The organism is Paenibacillus sp. P4_A9 (genome assembly GCF_056402415.1).
The window spans coordinates 1-19,629 of the sequence record NZ_JBFUHL010000075.1 but is presented as its reverse complement, the minus strand read 5'-3'; the positions used below and the strand labels follow the sequence as shown (position 1 = coordinate 19,629).

General features: G+C 44.7%; 11 protein-coding genes. All 11 read right to left on the bottom strand.

Annotated features, from left to right (window positions below; translation table 11 throughout):
- Window positions 1–227: 227 nt before the first annotated feature.
- Window positions 228–2,969: an exo-alpha-sialidase gene (locus AC1DVJ_RS26650; RefSeq protein ID WP_477595115.1), complete on the bottom strand. Its 2,742-nt coding sequence runs from the start codon at window positions 2,967–2,969 to the stop codon at window positions 228–230.
- A 26-nt stretch (window positions 2,970–2,995) separates the two neighbouring features.
- Window positions 2,996–4,888 carry an exo-alpha-sialidase gene (locus AC1DVJ_RS26645; protein ID WP_477595113.1) on the bottom strand — a complete coding sequence of 631 codons (1,893 nt, stop codon included), beginning with the start codon at window positions 4,886–4,888 and terminating at the stop codon, window positions 2,996–2,998.
- Between the two features lie 426 nt (window positions 4,889–5,314).
- A complete protein-coding gene (locus tag AC1DVJ_RS26640) occupies window positions 5,315–5,809 on the bottom strand; it encodes a NanQ anomerase/TabA/YiaL family protein (protein ID WP_477595111.1) in 495 nt (164 codons plus the stop codon).
- A 57-nt stretch (window positions 5,810–5,866) separates the two neighbouring features.
- On the bottom strand, window positions 5,867–6,664 hold the full coding sequence (locus AC1DVJ_RS26635; protein WP_477595109.1) for an HAD family hydrolase: 798 nt from the start codon (window positions 6,662–6,664) through the stop codon (window positions 5,867–5,869).
- Window positions 6,665–6,695: 31 nt separating this feature from the next.
- Window positions 6,696–7,763, bottom strand: coding sequence for a bifunctional heptose 7-phosphate kinase/heptose 1-phosphate adenyltransferase (locus tag AC1DVJ_RS26630; RefSeq protein WP_477595107.1), 1,068 nt, complete (start codon window positions 7,761–7,763; stop codon window positions 6,696–6,698).
- Window positions 7,764–7,779: 16 nt separating this feature from the next.
- Window positions 7,780–9,756, bottom strand: coding sequence for a GSU2086 family protein (locus AC1DVJ_RS26625; RefSeq protein WP_477595105.1), 1,977 nt, complete (start codon window positions 9,754–9,756; stop codon window positions 7,780–7,782).
- Window positions 9,757–9,819: 63 nt separating this feature from the next.
- Window positions 9,820–10,731: a dihydrodipicolinate synthase family protein gene (locus tag AC1DVJ_RS26620; RefSeq protein WP_477595103.1), complete on the bottom strand. Its 912-nt coding sequence runs from the start codon at window positions 10,729–10,731 to the stop codon at window positions 9,820–9,822.
- Between the two features lie 324 nt (window positions 10,732–11,055).
- Window positions 11,056–12,702 (bottom strand): stalk domain-containing protein, encoded by a 1,647-nt coding sequence (locus tag AC1DVJ_RS26615; protein ID WP_477595101.1) that lies wholly within the window; start codon window positions 12,700–12,702, stop codon window positions 11,056–11,058.
- Window positions 12,703–12,876: 174 nt separating this feature from the next.
- Window positions 12,877–16,467 (bottom strand): hypothetical protein, encoded by a 3,591-nt coding sequence (locus AC1DVJ_RS26610; protein ID WP_477595099.1) that lies wholly within the window; start codon window positions 16,465–16,467, stop codon window positions 12,877–12,879.
- A 20-nt stretch (window positions 16,468–16,487) separates the two neighbouring features.
- On the bottom strand, window positions 16,488–18,128 hold the full coding sequence (locus tag AC1DVJ_RS26605) for an S-layer homology domain-containing protein (protein ID WP_477595097.1): 1,641 nt from the start codon (window positions 18,126–18,128) through the stop codon (window positions 16,488–16,490).
- A gap of 484 nt (window positions 18,129–18,612) precedes the next feature.
- A partial coding sequence (locus AC1DVJ_RS26600) for a putative PEP-binding protein (RefSeq protein ID WP_477595095.1) occupies window positions 18,613–19,629 on the bottom strand: 1,017 nt, incomplete at its 5' end.

The following is a 19,629-nucleotide window of genomic DNA, read 5'->3' as shown; positions in this document are numbered from 1 at the left end:
CCTGTACAGTTATTGCAACACTCTCATCTATGCCTATTTGGTCTACATTTTTTGTCAAGTGGAATGCCGCTGACTCACTGGCATGTACCTTAGTTCCTTGACAGGACAAGATGATGCAACATAATAGCGCCCAACTTAAAATCGTAACCCGTTTCACGATGACAGCACCTCTTTTTGTAGGAAGATAGGAAGAGGACTCATGCCCTCCTCCTTTCTTGCTTGAATAATTATCGGTTCAACAAACGTCTAACAACAAAGGCTAGTTCGTACAGCCCTACTTCACCGTTACCGTCCAAATCCCATTTCACGTTCCATCCACTATCTGTGGACTTCAACCCATAGTGACCTGCAATTATACCAATATCACTGATGTCAATCCCGTTTAGGCCATCCAGATCACCGGTTTGACTCGTAATGACGAATCCGTCAAATACAGTAATTGCCGAGTTGAGAGCTGTGGCTGCGTTGTTCAATTGCGATTCTGTCGCGCCCGAATCAGCTGCGACCACTTTAGCAGCGTTCAAAGCTGTTTGCAGCGCATCGATTGCCCTAGCTGGATAATCACCGATTGCAGTACCTGCTGTCGCATTCGCGAGTTTCGTCTGAGCAGCAGAAATCGCTGTCGTTAAAGCAGTTGCATTAATGATAGCAACATTTACTTCTGCGCCTGTTACAGCAGCATTCAATCTAATACCGTTTCCATCCGAAAGGATATCTTGTTGTACGCTGATGCTGCCAATTCCTGTTGCGTTCGCAACTGGCATAAAGTTCACTTTAATAAGTGCTGGATGATTTCCATCAAGTGCATTTGTCGCACCTGGGTGAACGACAACCATATGCAATGTGCCTGTTGTTGCATCATCTGAAACATCAACCGTTGTGCTTCCATCTAAGGAAGTGGAAGTTGCACTGCCAAAAGTAAACTTCGTTTTGTCGTACTTGATAACAACATCTTGTGCAGCTACGTGTTGAACGCCTGTTACCCCGAATTGCAATGCTACGCTCTCCGTAGATCTTACAGAGCTAGGGCCAGTCAAGACCACAGAGCTTGGATCATTATAGAGATATACTCTCAATGGTGCTTTGAAGTTCGGCAACATACCGCTTGTTACACCCTGCGGAAGCTTTGTCTCATCAATAACGCCGGTAAGGTTGGTAATTAAAGAATTAAGTTTATAATTCGCTTTAATAGTTGCAACATCCCAATTCACTGGCAAATCTACTGAAGGAAGTACACCGTTCGCCGCCCCAGGTTTATAGGAGGTATACGCTTTAATTGTTGAAGGAAATAGAGCTTTAATTTCGCTATCACTTGCTGTATTGATATTGAATGATGCAGGAACTGCAATTTCACGATCGATGCTTTCATATTCTCTGATTATGTTTTCAGTATCACCTTGCTTAATCCAGTCCTCGGTAATTCTGGAGAAGGCAATATTTTTATAGCTAGACAAGGATTGATTATTGGCATCCTTATCAAGAGACGAGAAGAATCGGCTGAAGCTGATCAGGATATCCCCATTATCTGCTTGAGTTATAGCAGGGTAATGGTAGCTTCCCGTACTGCTTCTTGTATCCATCACAAGATGCCTTCTATATTTCCACGTTTTCCCTTCATCGTCTGAAAGAGCGACAGCCAACGTGTTTCGGCCCGATTCCGTATCTACGTGAACAAATGCCCAATGACCGCTCTTAAGCTGCAGAAGATCGTGCCCTACACCCGGATCCTGCACTTCAGGAACGTCCTTGACCGTTGACCATGTCAATCCTTTGTCTTTGGACTCGGAAGCCACCACACGATAAGGTCTTGGACCGTTGTCACGCATATAAGCTACAATCGTTCCGTCATTCTTTTGTGCCATCGTGGCCTGAATGTTGGCTACCCCTACAATAGGCTCACTCATCTCCCAACGAACCGAGTTTTCCTTAAGAGGTTTGGAAGGATCATACTCTGTAAATGCCATAATGCTCATTTCCAGCATATCTGAATACAGGGGCAGAATTAAACGAACTTTGCCGTTGCCAAGAGCTACCTCAAACGGCTTATCTTTGGTTTGCCAGCCGATTCGACGGGCATACGGGTAACCTGAACGATCTTGATAAATGACGTCCGCTACGGTCGGAGCGTACAGATATTTAGTTGGGTCGCCGCCAATAAGCTGCATAGTCTGCGCGACTAGACCATCAAATTCAGCTTCATTTGCTTTCCGGCTCAAACCTGCTCCGCCAACTGCAACTGGTTTAAACAAATACTCTTTTTGCTCAGCAAGCTTGGCTTTTATCGTATTCACGAAACCTTTTGCCAACTCTGGGCGCGCTACAACAGGTGCTGTGGCCCAAGAAGGTCTACTAGCTAATGGTACCCCAGATCTATCATCGAGCGATAGACTTATATTATCGTCTGGACTGTCTGGATTGACTGTACCGCCAATGTTTTTACCGAGTTTAATCCCAACATTTTCAGAAAATGTCCAATTTGGCACTTTGTTGCCAACCTTATCAAACTCATAGCTGCCTTTTTCGGCATAAGCATATCTAGGTTGGGAAGTTTGCCATCTGCCTGCCAATACGGGATACCAGAAAAACCAGAGACGGTCGCCGGAATCAACGTATACGACAGGATTAATATCAGCAATATCTTGTGCATCGGTCATTACGAACGGTGTCGTCCACGTTGTGCCACCATCCGCTGACCGCGCTCCCATAATTCGAGTCGTAGTCGCATCTCGTTCACCATTTCCCTGAAACCATACACATAACAACTCTCCGCTTGGCAATTCTACAATGCTGGACCCGTGTATGTGGTCTCCTGTGTTACCATTATCCTTGATTGGATTGAAAATACTTACAGCTGTATCAGAATAGCTAAATGTTCCCGTAGGAGCAGCCAAGGCAGCAGGAACTATGCTTGTTACCGAGATCGCCGCACAAACAGTCAGTGTAGTTAGTAACTTGAATTTCCTTTTCATCTACATTACTCCTTTCAATGGGTAACTTAGTTAACTTTAATGATGCATTTATAAATTGTTCCGTATTGGTTGCTTACAGCAGTTATCATTGCAGTTCCTGCTTTAAGTGCAGTCACGACCCCGGTCGTGGAGTTAATTGTTGCTACAGAAGCCAAATCTGAAGTCAATGTAAGTGTATTGATTGCTACATCGGACGATACTCCGCCTATTGTTAGGTTGTACTTGAGTGGCGTAGTTCCTCCTACGTTCAGTACAATTGTCGGCAACCCTGTAACGCTGTCATTAGTCGGTGTAAGTCCAGCGCCGTATGTTGCTGTCGTAACAGAACTAAATAACGTCCCAATCTCGGTGCTTGCTATTTTAGAGAAGCCAATCGTTGGGCCAGATGGTGTTTTATAGGTGTAGTTCATCAAAGCGTTCCCAGCTTTATCAACAACAACCGATGGATATTCATAGGTCTCACCATTGTTCATGCCATCCTTAATCATAATCGGCTTCCAATGCAATCCCTCATCAGAAGAAATCAATAAACTGAAAGAACTTCTATTACCGTCTTGCATAGGCTTAACTGCACCGCGAGCGGTTTCTTGATTCGTAGCTATCAACCAGTCGCCATTTGGAAGCTTGGAAAGTTCAAAGCCGCCATCGTTCTTCAGAATAGGATCGACTTTCGGAACACTCCATGTTGCTCCTTTATCGGAGGACTCAGAGTATGTTGTGTGCCATGCCATACGTCCGTTTCTGCCGTCTAACTTACCGCTTCTAAAGTAACCGCGAATCGTGCCATTACTCATTTCAATCAACGAGCCTTGAATCGTACCCGATCCTACAATAGCGTCACTAAATTTCCAAGTGATGCCGCGATCGTCGGTATACGCGCAAACTGAATTTGACAACGAATCCGAATATAACGGCAAAATTAATCTTTTGGTTACGCCATCTGCAAGTGTTACTTCAATCGGTTTATTTTTGGTTTGCCATCCAAGTCTGCGGAAAATGGGTCCCCATGTATTTACGTTATTATCTGCACCTGAAGCACGTTCAATTGAATTTTTAATAATTGGCGGCTCATATTTGGTATAACCACCAGTACCATTCGGAGTAAAGACTCCATTGGTAAGCAAATTGACGACTTCAGCTGTTCTACCTTCATATACATCATCGTAAGGCTTTGCAGAATTCAAATATGAAACGTACTGATCATATTTATTTCTCATCGAGACAACAAAGCTGTCTGTAATATAACGCGGAGAAGCGTCAAACTTTGAAGTTACTGGTACATACTTTGACGGGTCTAGATAAGTCGCTTGAGTCACTGATGTACCCACTGAACCTGGTTTTATATACTTAATATCAGCGCCCTTGACGCCATAGGTCCATTGTCCACTTGTGAACTTACCTTCGCCAACCATGCCATCTCCAACATTGGTGTAGATTGGCTGTGGATAGTGCCACTTCGCATTTCCGCCATTGTGAGCGTCATACTCGTAGCTGCCCTTATCGGCATACATAAACTTAGTTTGAGTAGATACCCATTGTCCATTGTAAATTACGCCATAGAACAACCATAGTCTTTCTTGACTATCTACAAAGAGAACCGGGTTGTTATCTGGGAAATCCCAAGTATCATAAACAACAAATGGTTCTGTCCAAGTTTTACCGCCATCTTTCGAGCGAGAACCGATCAGTTTGGTTAAATTCCCATCCCTTTCGCCATTTCCGTTAAACCATACAGAGAAGAGTGTACCATCTGGCAGTTCTACCATAGTAGAACCGTGATTGGCAAGCGTGTCGACGGGCATCATTCTAGAATGGGAAATGCCTTCTGGCGCTGCTGAATCCGCAACTACAGAACCAACTACAGAACCAAACATACTAAAAGCTAAACTTAGAGATAATAAGAGGCTTAAACGTTTCATCTTCTTCAAACTGGGTCACGTCCTTTCATATTGTTAAAAAACTACCCTTTTAATGCTTGTTTTCTTTTCTTTTCTTTTTCTTTTCTTTTACTTTTCTTTTACTTTCCCCTTTCCTTTCATTTCTTTATCTTAAAAGAACTTTGACGCAACACCGAAAAAGGTCTGTATCAAAAATTCTATTAATTCAACTCGACTGTGTATACGCTTACATATCAGTCAGTAAATTCAATTCATATATTCCCCTAGTTTGATTTCAGCGAATACATCCTCATGTAAGCAGTTTGCCTTACACGAGGATATTAGCACACCTTTTTAGAGCATTAGAATAGCCAAATTGGTGTTTTATGGCACCGTTTTTCCGCTTTTCGGAGCTTGATTCATTTCTCCGCTATGATGCAAATAGTCCTATTCCCCGATATAATCACGCTAAGACGATCTGGAGGAATCATTCCAATATCTTTGGTGTATCTTGATCACGATTTTCTTAATGCTGGTACTCTCTGCTGCGCAGCAACAAGGACGATGAACATCCGTAGGGTAGAAAACGGCAAACATGCCGGGTTTTAAATAAATCACAGATTCGTCCTCGACGCTAAAGTCGTAAAACGCAATGTCTTGTAAATCAAACTTTTCTTCTATAACTTCATGTTTAGGGGACAAGCGAGAAACTCCTATTTTTTCTTCCCCCGATACTAGAAACTGAATATCAGTGTAAAGTTTGTGGGATTCCGGTTTAAAGCTTGAAGGCGGTCTCGTGTTCGTCTCTTGAACCATTGCAAACATCCATTCACCGTCCAGCTCGTACTTCCCATTTTCCGCTTCGCTCAGATTGCCGTTAATAATAGCGTCGATTCCTTTTTGGATATAAGAAGGATATAAGTGCCTTTCTTCTGCATAATGACGGATATCGCCTAGAATCATAATCGTGCCTCCCGTATTTTGTAATTAGCCTGTTCAGAAAATATCACCTTGATTCAATTACCATCCCAGCCACATTGACCAATGACTAAGATCCAAATAATCACCTGCGATATGATCGGCTCCCGCCTTCAATAGCCGTTCCTCTTTAATCGGATCGATGCCTTCGCGTTTATACTCATCGCTGGCCAATCCAATAGTCAGTGCATCTTTCTCTTTGCCTAACCGAATTTCCACCTTCCCATCGCCGATTACAGCCAACTCGCCTCCCGCGAATCCTTTCACTTCCAACAAATCCTTGATCACCTTTTCTTTGGAGCAGTCAGACCGGCCGACAGGAGCCCCTGCTATTTCTTTGAAAAATTGACGAACTCCAAGCACTTCCGCCTCATGGAGGACATCAGGATGATCGGTCCCGCTTGCTACGTACATCTCAATTTGTCGGCTCTGGAGCTCAATTAGAAAATGGATTGCCCCTTTCATCAAAAAATGGTCTGCACTCAACTCGCCTTGTTCTAGCTTACGAATGCGATCATTCACCTGCTCAAGCAGCCGACGGTTATATTCGGCTTTGAAATCCCAGGCATTCCAACCGGTTTGATTCCAACCTTTGTTCCGTACTTGCTCAGTAAGCCATTCCATTTGAAGTACAGTTTGGATACCGGCTGACTGCTGAATATACGCATCAATTTCCGCTTCTAATTGTTTCTCCTCCTCCTCATTCAACCTATGAGGTCCAAGGATGCTTTCTTTCATAAATGGAGCCATGATGTGTTCCCAACCCGCTCGCAAAGTGGACAGTGTTCCGTCGAAGTCGAACAATACAGCCCGAATTGCAGGTCTTGTCTTCGTGTTCATCCTAATTCCTCCTATCCGATTCCATATATCTCTATGTCTTCATACATATTGCCTCGTGCCTGTTAAGAATCTCCTCTGGACTGGCCGTTCCGGTCATCCCCAGCTTCTTTAAAACAACCGCCGTACTGAGATGAGCAAAGGCAATCGCATTAGGTCCCTGTAAACCCAAAGCGAGAACACAGAGGAATGAAGCGGCAAAGCAATCCCCAGCCCCAACGATATCAATCGGTGAATCAACTGGTATGGTTGGAACGTGAATATATTCGGCGTGGTCAAACCAAATCGCCCCGTGCTCTCCAAGCGTCATACAGCAAGGAGCGCCATTCTTCTGGGCTAGTCTCTTACCTGCTTCAATCCAATCCTTCCACGCTGACGCCGCCAAATCGTAACCGGGGCGATGCCAGCTTAAACTTTCCACCTCATTTGGCTTGACAATCACCTCTTCAAAGAGTCCGATTCGGTCACGGCTGTCGACCACAATTAATTTGCCACGTCGTGCCCATTCTGTTAACTTCTTGCGAACTTCTTGACCAATAATGCCATACTTAAATTGGTCATTCACAACGACTGCATCGGAAGACTCCATAATCTGGTCGATTTTCTCCAATAGTTTTTCCATTTGCCTATCGGTCAAGGAAGTCATATTAACGAAATCAATCCTGGCATCTTCTTGCTTCGCGTTCTGGAGTCCCCATCGAATGGGTTTGCAATATGCAGGTGTAATCCAGTTGTCATCGACCAGCATGAAGGTATCATTGATCCCTGCCTTCACAAACAAATCGCGCAGAATACTTCCTCGCCAATCTGGGCCAATGACCGAACAGACAGATACCTCTTGACAGCCAAGAGCTTTCAGATTGATTGCCACATTACCTGCCGCTCCCGGCGAAAAGATTTCCTGTACAATGGGCAAAGAATGATGCGGCGTCTCTCTTGAGAGCTCGCTTTTGGTCATATCCGCGTGCCAATAAATATCAACACATGCGTCGCCAATGACTCCGATTTTCAATTTCGAGATGTCAGACAATATGGTGTTCAACATTTCGCGAGAGAGCGGCTCACTCCTACATCGGTATGCATCATCATTAACATTTTGCATCATAGCAGCCTCCTGATCACTCAATTGGATCCCTTAAGCTTTTTATTTTTTTCCAAATAACTGGAATAGTTACTTGATGAAGCCCTTCAAAATGATACCCTTTGCCTCCCAAGCTTGTCGGTCTGTGAATGATATTTTTTCGCGGACGATAGTAATAATCCCACTCCTCATAGCCAACCTTCTTGTGATAGTTGCCTAAGCGAACGATATCAAAATTTGCTGTTGTAATCTGATGTACATCGTTCCCTAGATTTCTCGCAATGGATAAGGCTTTCAAGAACACTTCAGGTCCGGTTACGGTCGAACCGAAATTGATAAATGCGCCCCCTTCGAGATTCGCTACACTGTGACAGTAAGCTTGAAAATCGAGTCCGCTCGCAAGCCCTTGGTCCCCAAAGTTTCCGTCAGGATGGAGTTGAATATCATCTGTTCCGATTGTGATATGGCATGTATATGAGACTTCTGCTGCCATACAAGTCCCCATCAGGCTTTGTGAAAAATAAGGGAAATCATCCACATGCTTCGACGCGTAACGAATGACACTCTCGCCATAGCCCAAACCCATCTCCCTGCCCTCAGTCAAGGCCTTGTGAATCATCTCTCCTGGTTCCTGCCACATCCCTCTTCGGCCTGTCACAAGTGAGCCATCCTCTATTTCCTCGGTATGCCCGAACGCAGCTAACTCTAGATCCTGAAACAATGCGGCCCCATTGACGGCTAGGTGAGTAATCGCTCCCATGCGGATTAAATCGTTCAAATAGGAGGTGACACCGCTGCCGACCACATTCCCCCCAAGTGACACAAGAACATGCTTACTTTGACTTGCGGCATGCGTCCATCTCGATACGAACTCTTCGAGCCCTTCCGATGTCCATTCGGGTATGTCCGTCTTCCCCGGAATCTGAACCTCCTCCACCCTCAGCTTGCTCCTTCTTTCCTGGATGGGAAACAGCCGAACGCTTTGCCGAATAACTTCACTTACATTATTTGCCATGTATGTTGGAGACAAATCCAAGTCCATTTTCCGTTTTCGCTTTAGAATTTCATGAAAAAAATGCGGGATAGTTACCTGATGAAGTCCATGAAACAAGTGACCGCTGCCGCCAATCTCCTTCAAATGGTCCATGAAAACTCGGCGCGGTCGGTAATAATAATCCGGGTCTGAATCCGCTGGAATTTCACTGCCGGTAACGGGTACGATGTCAAAGTTCGCAGCCATAATGTTATCCATCTTTAGTCCAACATTCCTAGATAGGCTTAACGCCTTGAGAAAGATTTCAGGGCCGGAGATGGCGGAGCCGAAATTGAGAAATACGCCGCCTTCGTTCATCTGGCTAACCGATCGGCACATGGTCTCAAAATCTCTTCCGCTCGCAGTTCCGAGCGCTTCGAAATCAACGATCGGATGCTGATGAATAATATCAGTTCCGATGGATATATGGCATGTGTACGGTACCCCATAGCGCTGGCATTGAACAAAAACACAATCGTCAATATGCGGGAACCGTTCCGGATGTGCTGATACATATTCGAATAAACTTTCACCATATCCGAGACCTTTGGCGACGCCCTGCTGAATCGCATCATTCATATAGTGACCGGTTTCTTCCCACATACCGAAGGAGCCGTCTTCGATTGAACTAGCGACGTCCTCTGAGGTTTCCCCAATGAAGGCCAGTTCAAAATCATGAATGCTGGTCGCCCCATTTCCCGAAACGTGGGTGATAATCCCTTCCTTAACCAGCTCTATAATATAGCGAGACAACCCGTTTTTGATCACATGTGCGCCCATCGACCATATGACAGGCTTCCCTTGCTTTCTCATCAGGAGTACCTGATCCACCAGCTCATAAAATGCTTCAGGTGCTTTCCAACCAGCGTGTTTATGCTCATTTGGCCTTGCCATGTTTTTGATTGTGACAAGGTTGGTTCTGATCTTTACCGTATTCGTCTTGATTTTCTCAAACGTGAGTTTAGGCGTCCGATATTCCATCGAGCGGAGCCTCCTTTTTCAATGATGAATTACAGTTGCACAATGTCGATTTCGAGCCCCCCTCTAGCCCCTCATTTTATTAATCTCATCTGTCAACTGAGAGACATAGGAAATTAATTCATCCGCAATCCGCTCATGGCATGGGTCAAAAGGTAAGATCGGCTCTCTCACGAGCGGGGTATTGTAAGTCCCTTGCTTGTGTAAGAGTCGTTTGAAGAAGTGGATCGACACGTCCAGATGCTGGTTCGCGAATGCCAAAACAGGCAGTAGCCGATAAAATAACTTTACTGCCTCCGCTCTCTTCCCCTCCGTATACATTCGATATATTGCGGTATACACTTCATGCATGCCTGTAGGCATAAAGGCATGAATCCCACGGTCCAAGCCCTCAATGAACTGTGTCACGGCCCATCCACCCGCAACATGCAGGCCGCCGCCAGTGGCTTCCAATACCTGACTGTACTTTACACCTGCAGGAACCACCTCGATTTTATAGCTGCGGAACGCCTCAATCTCGCGGAACAGCTTGGCGATTAGCGGCACAGGCACACCGAAACCGGAAGGATCCCAGTCCTGCAGCATCATAAAACCAGGATTGACGTCAGCGATCTCCCTTACATCCCGCTCGTATTGCTGGTTATCTTGATACGGAATATTCACCAGAATTCCAGCACACCCTAGTCCGATGAATTGTTCTGCATACTTCAACCTCTCAGCAGGGGAAGCTGCTGTTGCTCCACCGATGACAGGAACACGGCCGCCTGCTTCCTCAACCACAACCTGAGTCATACGCAACCTTTCCTCTGGTGTCAGTTTATACAGCTCCGCTGCCAGACCGGGCACGAGAATGCCCACTACTCCTGCGTCCAACGCCAAACGGACATTCCGCCGCAGCGAAGTCTCGTCCAGCTCGTTCTCTATGGTAAACGGAGTATTCAAAACCGTAATAATGCCTCGCATTGTTAATGGATCCACAGTTGCCACACTCCTTAGGTATTAATATGAAACGGCAAATTATTGTGTAATGCCACCTAAGTATAAGCGTCTCGCAAAAGTGATGAACATCACCAAATTGCCATATCATGAACCATTTTAGCTCTTCCTGGGTATGTTCCATTTTTCCGCTTATGTTTCATTTTTCTTCTAGATACATGACCAGCTATGCTTCATCCTTCGTCTTGTTCCATTTAACCGCATCGATGTTTCAAATCCTTATATAAAAAATAATAAGAAAAGAGGCTGTCCCGTCGGTTATTGACCGAAGGGACAGCCTCTGTGATACGAATAGCTCTTTATCGATTAAAAGTTGATGACGACAGTGCGAGAACTTTCCACATAATCGACCTTTGCACCTAGCGTTTCTGAGAGTAACCGCACAGGAATCATTGTTGTTTCATCGATCAACTTCGCAGCTGAATCCGTCGGATATTCTTTACCATTAATTGCAAAAGCATTTCGATTCGTATAAAAGATGATTGTCTTGTCTTTCTTTTTATAAATAGCTGCCTTACTAGCATCATCCCACTCAACAGAAGCACCGATAGCCGCCGCAAGATCTCTGATGTATAGATAGGACGTTCCATCTGAAATGTATGGCTTTTTCTTCATCGTAAATGGCATTAAATCCAAGTAATACGAATCCGCATTCAAGCCAAAAGTAACTGTATGCTTTCGATTCATACCTAATATAGACATTGGACTACTGTACGCAGCTGAATCGCTGTGTAGTTTTAACACACCGAGTCCCTCTTTGGGTTCTGTTCGGAATGTCCATTCCTTGGTGAAAGGTTTGGATGAGCCATTCTCCATCGTGGCTGTAAGACTCACCTTTGCCTTGTACGTGGTGTCCAGTTGAAGCGGCTTTTCAGGAATGATAATAATTTCATTATCCAAATGCTCATCATTTTCCGTGGAGTTCACCCATATTGGGACTTTATTTCCGTTTATGTCTTTTAGTTCCGCTTCAATGAGGCTGACCTTTTTGACATCTATATCGTTCACAGCTGCCATAATTGGATATCCGACTGGATATTCAGCTGCTGGATGGATACGCACTGGATCAGGATGCTCATGTCCATCAAACTGGGTTGGTACATAAAAATCATTACTACCAGGTGAAACGATTAGATCAGGAGATTTCCCTTCTTCAGAACCAAATTCAATAACATGGTAATCACCTTTTTTATAGACACCTACCTCGAAAAGACCCACCATCATGAACGGGGAACGATGGTATGGAGCGTCAAAGAGCTCATCGATCGCTTCCACAAGCGATGAATGATTATAGGCCACATCCTCACCAATTCCGTGCATATAGCTGATATATTGCTTTCGTTCCGTCAATGTCTTGCCAATATAACCAGGTAACGACGGATTTTCATCATGCAAGGAGACGGATGTGTTAATAGCATCGATCTTATTTTGGTACAAATATTCCGCATGCTTTTGCGCAGCTGTGTTCAACTTGTCGCTGAATTTGACCGCTGGAAGACCAAGTTTGGCCCGATAATCGTTGATGGCCCTCAGACCTTCCTGCTGCTCTAAAGTTGTAACGGTCGAAACCGAGGAAGCATTGGGCAGTACTGTAAATTCCCAATTCATGTAAATCGGCTCATAGCCACTGAATGAAATTGTAAATCGAGCCTTGTACTCGCCTGCCGCGAGATCGGTTGACGGGACATGTATATATTTGGATAAAACAGGATCGTAGGTCATTGTTTGCTCATGTCCATTGAGCAAGAACTGATAACTATCCGGCTTCATTCCCTCACTGAAATGGATTTCAGCTCCGATCTCAGGTTTCAGAATTCCTACATTCCCCTTGGGAAAGGTCATATAACTATAGGACATCGCATAGGAAGGTTGTGCCGGGATAATCAAAATCGAAAGCAATAAGCACATTGCTACAAACACTTTTACCAATGAAATCCGCCATGCCTTTATCATGTTATGCTGCCTCCTATTCTATCAGTAAGAAACTATTTATTTATCATAGCCTCCATAGGAAAGTTAGACAACTATTAGTTAGATAACAAAAGCGGGACGAAGCAGAATTAATTCTCTGCTTCGTCCCGCTTTTGTTGTTTTTTGCCCTGAACTATTCTTGAATCATAAATTCAGCTAATTGCTTTTGGGCAGAATCGTTACATTGCCTATAACTCCGCTCGCGCCGCCAAGTACGATTTTGAATGTTACTTGTTTAGTGCCATTGCTCGAAAGCGCTTTGACTGTCGTAGGCGCAAGATTAATCTTGAGCAGACCATTCTTACTCACAAAATACTGTGGCGCCGTAAACGTAGTCGTAAAATCAGTACCTTTGATGAGCACCTGAGACCCTGCGTCATTGGTAGCAGTGATCGAAGATACATACGATGCACCTGTAGATCCACGTCCCGAATTAACATCGAAGCTGTAAACATCATAGGTTACACTAGTTACACTAAACGTCGGCATCACGGAATACGGCGCTTGAATTTGATTCACAGGCGCAGCATCTGTAATAATTCCGCTATCGAGCGCGATCCAATAGCCTGTCGTGTAAATAGACGGATCATAAAGCAAGCCAAAGTTATTATTCTTCACATGGCCGGTTTGTGCGCCGTTCCAGCCAGTTGCGAATGGAGTGTCAATAAGCTCACGCTCGTTTAAGAATTCCGCATTTCTATCATCTTCCGTTTGCACGGAATTATACTTGAACGATCCTCTTTCATCCAACGGCAATACCCGGTTGGACACTGGAGCAGCGCCGATAAGCATATCTTCTCCTGCAGTGGAGTAGAAATAATCAGTTCGATTTGCGTAGTTATTCGTTATCATGTTTCCGTAACCGTATTGAGGAATGCGAGATAGAATCCAAGTATCATGCTTAACTTGTTCATCGATGTTAGGATCGTTCGGATTCATGATTTTTTGCAAATACGTATAAGCAGGAATATCTGAATTAATTAATACTTGATTGTACACATTTCCGTAAGCCTTTTGAATCGCCGGGTATTGTGAATCATTTTTGGCGACGACCGCTAGTGGATAATAGATTTCAAACATCATCATTGCGTCGCTATGATTGAAGCTTAATCTCATTGCATTTTTGTTCGTTAATTGATCATAGAAATCGATTTGAATCTGTGCTAATCTAATGAGTTTTTCCAGATCATCGCCTGTATCGTTTAACGGATCCCCGTACAAGCCTTCTAGATTGCCGAAAATTAGCATCGAATTCAAATAATATTTATTGCGCTCCGCTGCTGGCAGCGAATCAATATACATCAAAACCGACGTAGTTTTATTTACTTTCGTTGCTGCTGTCGCAGCTTTAATGAACCACGTATTATCTTTAATCCACATCTGCGCTTCTTTATCTTTTAACGCCTTAATGTTTTGCATAAAGGAAATGAAGCCGGAACCGTTTCTGATCGCCGCTTTGGGAACCAAATTTCCTTGTAGATCGACTGCTGTTGATTCGTCGAACGCCGTATGCAACGGCGAGAACGCAGGAAGCACATATCCGTTCATTGCATAGTTCGTGCCAACGAAGATTTTGTTATACTCGGCAGCGAATTTGTTATAGAAGTAGGCATAATTGTGCTCTTGAGCCGCTGCGCCGTTTCTAGTTACCCAAGGGTCCATATCATGCAATACGGCCACATCAGTCGTATCAGCCTTAACATCCTCGAGAATCTCCATCGTGACTCGCATAAACATTGTTATTTCCGCTGCATTCAACGGTGCGTCAGCGAAAAACATGTTTTGTTGAATACCATCGTTATTGGAATACTCGTTCGTCCCGCGATCCGTATTGAAATTGTCCGCAGACCATTTTGCCCAAGACGAGTTTTGACCGTGAGGGTCGATGAGCAAATAGCCGTTATCGATAATGGTGTTCAATTCGACGATCGCGCAATCTCTTAACAGTGCAAGAAGTTTTTCGTCTTGCTCTCTAATGTTCGCAGGCGTATTCGGATTAGCGAGCTCCGGTTTCAAAATGTAGTGATAAAGCGTGAAGTATTGAGCGAAATCGCCAACAGGCTCCTCGGAAGAAGGATTGTTGTAGACTTGAAGGCCTAAGCCGGCGCCTGTGCCTGCCGTAATAAGTCTACCCAGCGCTAAATCGCTAATGCCGCCATAGGTTGGGCGCGTTGGATTCACTGGGTCTGGAGAAACGATCATCGCCATGAGATCCGGATATCGATCACTTACGTTCTGAGTGACTTGGTATTTATAGTTCCACTCTGCAGCTTGCGTGCTTGTTACAGAGCTGAAGCTTTTGTCAGCATAAGTGGTGATCCCTGCGGAAGCATGCGCACTCTTGGCAATCGTCGGATATGGGCCGTTAGGTCCCAAAATCTTGCCGATCGGGTTAGCTGCATCATTCCCTAGCGATTCAGCTTTATACCCTTGCCATGGTGCGAGTGCATTATTAGTCCGTACATAAGCGTTCGTTGTAGCCGTATTAGGCGACTGTAGATCCGTTAAACCTTTGTTAGCCGAAAGATCTGGATTGTACGTGTGAACCGGCAATCCGTCCCCGAAGAACCTTGTGTACGGATACCACTGGATTGGATCTTCCTTTTTATCCAAGTCAGACCCACGACCATAGGTAAACACGTCTCCGACTTGAATTTTAGATTTATCAGTATTCTCAGGCGCTTTAGCAAAGTTGTATACATTTCGGCTAGAATTGAAGTTGGTAACACCAATTTCATTAAAGCTTCTTGCCGGAGAACCGTTGTTAAGCCCATTGATCTTCGTAAGCAGCATCGCCATAGATACCGTACGAATGATGTTAGAGCGAGCTTCTTGCTTCGCCATAATTTCGTTGTTCGTTGGTTTCGGCAAATTGGCTAAATAGTCGTATCTTGCCCCTTCGCCAATGCTGTTGAATCCGGACCAATAAGCAAAGTTATTTGTCGGTCTAAGTGTTTCCCCATACGTTCTGCCTGAAAAGTCTTGGAAATAATTCTTTCCGCCGAATAGCGGGCTAGTCGGTAATGTAGATATATAGCCTGGCCCGTTGTCCGAAGTATCATTGCCATAATCCAGGGTTAAGCCGCTTTGGTCGCCGATCGCGCCTTGACTGTCGAACAAGCCCCGTGTGTACTCCATGTTCGCTGCTTGCTCCGCTAATGTTTGCAGCACGAACTTCACGTGGGTAGCGCCTTCGCTATTTTTAATCCAGATCCCATGATTACCGTCGGGCATGATACCCGTGATCAAATTTTTAGCGTCGCTGGTAGCATCAAAAATGTAACGGCTTCCCGATAAATATTGGAATACGTCGTTAGCATCGGAAGCGCCGAAGTCGATTCTCACCAGACCCTTCGGATTAACGACAGCCCAATATACCCCATCCCCATCTTTGAATGCCATGTTGACTTCACTACCTAATCCAGTTGCCTCTAGCACGGAATCAGGCAAATCAAAAGGAAGAACTCGGTTGTTGGACAAGTCGCTTTGCGACGTGTGATTCGCAGTCGTGATCCAGTCTGCAGAATATCTGCTATTCGCTCCGCCAGGAATTCGAGTATCTCCCGCTTTGAAATAGTTGACTTGCTTCGTATAATGCGCCGCAAGCTGTTGAACGACAGGGGCTGGAACAACAACCGTATTCCGCTCGGCGAAAGCATTGGCAGGAACCGTCAATGCCGTGGCCAAACACATAGAAGTTAATGTTACCTTCGATAATATCGATTTAACTGATTTTTTCCTCTTCATCCGAATCTAACTCCTCTCCGTTAGTTGCTTACAGCTGACTTTGTGATGTGAATTACTTTCGTATCGGAGTAGTCAACAGGTGGCATGTCGAGGGTCGTCGGGTACTTTGCGCTTCCGACTAAGGCCCATATACCGCCCATTTTGTCCGAAATAATCATATCGACGTTACCGTAACCCAAGACGTCCGCACCAAACTCTTTAAATGCACCCGTTGCATTGTCTCGATAAATCAGGTTCGTTTTCGTCCCGATCCATAGATTCTTATTGCTGTCCATATAAGAGGTATTTATGTTCTCACCTAGCATGATCGGGAAAACATTTGGAGTCACTCCGAACAGATCGTCCGTAATTATGTTTTTCTGGCCTCCCAATTCATTGGTAACGCCGCGAATTTCCGTGATGTAGGACTTAACATTCTGAGGCACGGAATTATCCGCTAAAGATTCCCCCCACGTTCCGTATGCCACGATAGGCGCTGGAGGCGTTGGAGGCGTAGTATTCGAATCGCCAGGGCCGCTAATTGGTCCAGATCCTGTTACTGGTGGAGTGCCGCTATTCGTCACCACTTTACCAGCAACTGTAGCATTCTCAACATTCAAGATCATTTCTACCGGAGCTTTTGCAAATGTTGTGCCCTCTGCATTAACAGTTGCGTTCGTAACTTCGCCTTCGCCTCTAATTTCCGCAGGAGCATTTACTTCAAGATTTGAAACTGTTGCTGTAGTATCTAACTCCAGGACTGACTCTTGTTGAATAACTACATTATCTACGGATGAGTTTCCGCTTAAGAGAACTCTGACCTCAGGCTTATTTACGACGATTTGACCAATCTTGCTACCTTCGAAAGTAACCGTATGCAGACCGCCTCCCTGCACATAGACCGTCCCGTCAATTTGAGAATTTGTGATCGTTACATTCCCCTCACCAACACCCGGAGTAATATACAGATCACCAGAAAGCTTTACATTCGACAGCACGCTGCCAGCCGTATTCACCAATAAATTTTTACCAGTTACTTGATCATGCGTTGCAGCATCAGACACTAATATTCCCATCACATTGTTGATCATTTTAATCGCTTCCGCGCGAGTCAGTGTTTTATCAGGCTTGAAACTTCCATCTGGAAATCCAGAAACATAGCCTGAATCTTTCAATGCATGTACGAAGCTTTGAGCCCAAGATGAAATTTGTTTTTCATCCGTAAAGCTTGAAGACGAGTTCGCGGAGTTTTTGACGGAAAAAGCTTTGCTTATAACAACTGCTGCTTTTTCTCTGGTCATCGTTTCAGATGGCCCTGCTGTCCCATCCCCATTCCCATCCAAAATATTCGCAGCGAAAGCCTTGGACATTTCGGTTGCATACCAAGCATCAGCAGGCACATCACTAAATGTTTGGCTGCTCTTTTTGGAGAAATTAAATACTCGGTTTAATAATGTAACAAATTCGGCTTTAGTTACAACGTCATCTGGATGAATCATCCCATCTAACTTACCTTGTAGAAGTCCCGCATCCACCCAATAAGCAATCTCTTTAGCAGCCCATGACGGGATTTCTTCATTTGATGGTGCTGCCGTAGAAATTTGAGGAATCATCGAAACTGACGTTAACACTAATGACGATGTCACAAGTACAGCTAATTTACGTTTGAAATTCTTGTACATGTTACTGCCCCCTTTTCGAATAACTTGCAAGTTGTCATTTTTGGTTAAACGCTTTCAATTATGTAATAACCTTTCCGCCAACCCCTCCAAATAAGCTTGTTTTGTAATAACATTATTCTAATAGTATATTTTTTGTAGTAACATATTGTCAATACAATTCTCAAATACTGAGAAAAACTTCTATCGGAGTCATTCGAGGATGAGCGACCGCGTTTTAGCGGAGAGACTTTGGTCTCCGACCAAAGATCCCTATAAATGGTTGTTTTTATCGCCAATTAGAAAGATATTTTCGGGAACCGAAAACTTATACTTTCTAATGTGGTAAACAAAACCGGGACGAAGCAGAATTAATTCTCTGCTCCGTCCCGGTTTGTATTTATACTATACTCTGGATTTAGCTGGTAATGATCCTTTTGCCGTTTCCCCAATCGAATCCGAACAAACCAAGATCGTACGGACTTTCTCCTCCACCCCTGAATTCCTCCTAATTCGCTATAGCTATGTTACTTTTTTCACTAACGCCGTGTAGGATAAACGCTTGCGCTGCGGCAATTCGAGCCAAAGGAATTCGGTATGGCGAACAGCTCACATAGTCCAATCCGATCGAGTGGCAAAAGAAAATCGACTCTTTATCTCCGCCATGTTCCCCGCAAATCCCCGTTTTTAAAGACGGTTTAACGAGCCGCCCTGTATTCACAGCCAACTCAACTAATTGTCCGACTCCTTCCGTATCGAGCACTTGAAACGGATTATGCGGCAGAAGCTTCTGATCAACATAATGGGTAAGGAATTTCCCTTCCGCATCATCACGGCTGTATCCGAACGTCATTTGCGTTAAATCATTCGTGCCAAATGAGAAGAAATCAGCATGAGCTACAATCTGGCGTGCTGTAAGAGCTGCACGTGGTACCTCTATCATGGTTCCAACCTTGTACGGACAATCACGAAGTTTGTCTATTCCCAGGACTTGCTGAGCAACGAACTCAACAAGTCCTCTCAAAATTTTCAGCTCATTGGCGTGGCCAACGAGTGGAATCATAATTTCGGGAAGAACTTGGATGCCTCTATCGATACATCTTGAAGCTGCACGGAAAATGGCCTCAATCTGCATATCATAAATTTCCGGAAATACGATCCCAAGTCTACAGCCCCGCTGTCCTAGCATAGGGTTCGTTTCGTGGAGAGCTTGCACCTTGCGCAATAGGTTAACGACCTCTTCTCTTTCCTCGTCTGAGCCATCTTTCTCATAAATCAGCTGAGCATGTCGTTTTTGAAGCTCTTCGAGGTTAGGCAGAAACTCATGCAGGGGAGGATCAAGTAACCTAATCGTCACTGGTAGCCCCTCCATTTCCTCGAACATTCCTTCAAAATCGGACTGCTGCATAGGAAGTAGCTGCGAAAGTGCCTTCAACCGTTCCTGCTTATCTTCCGCCAAAATCATTCGTTGAACGACAGGCAGACGAGCGGGTGAGAAAAACATATGCTCTGTTCGGCATAACCC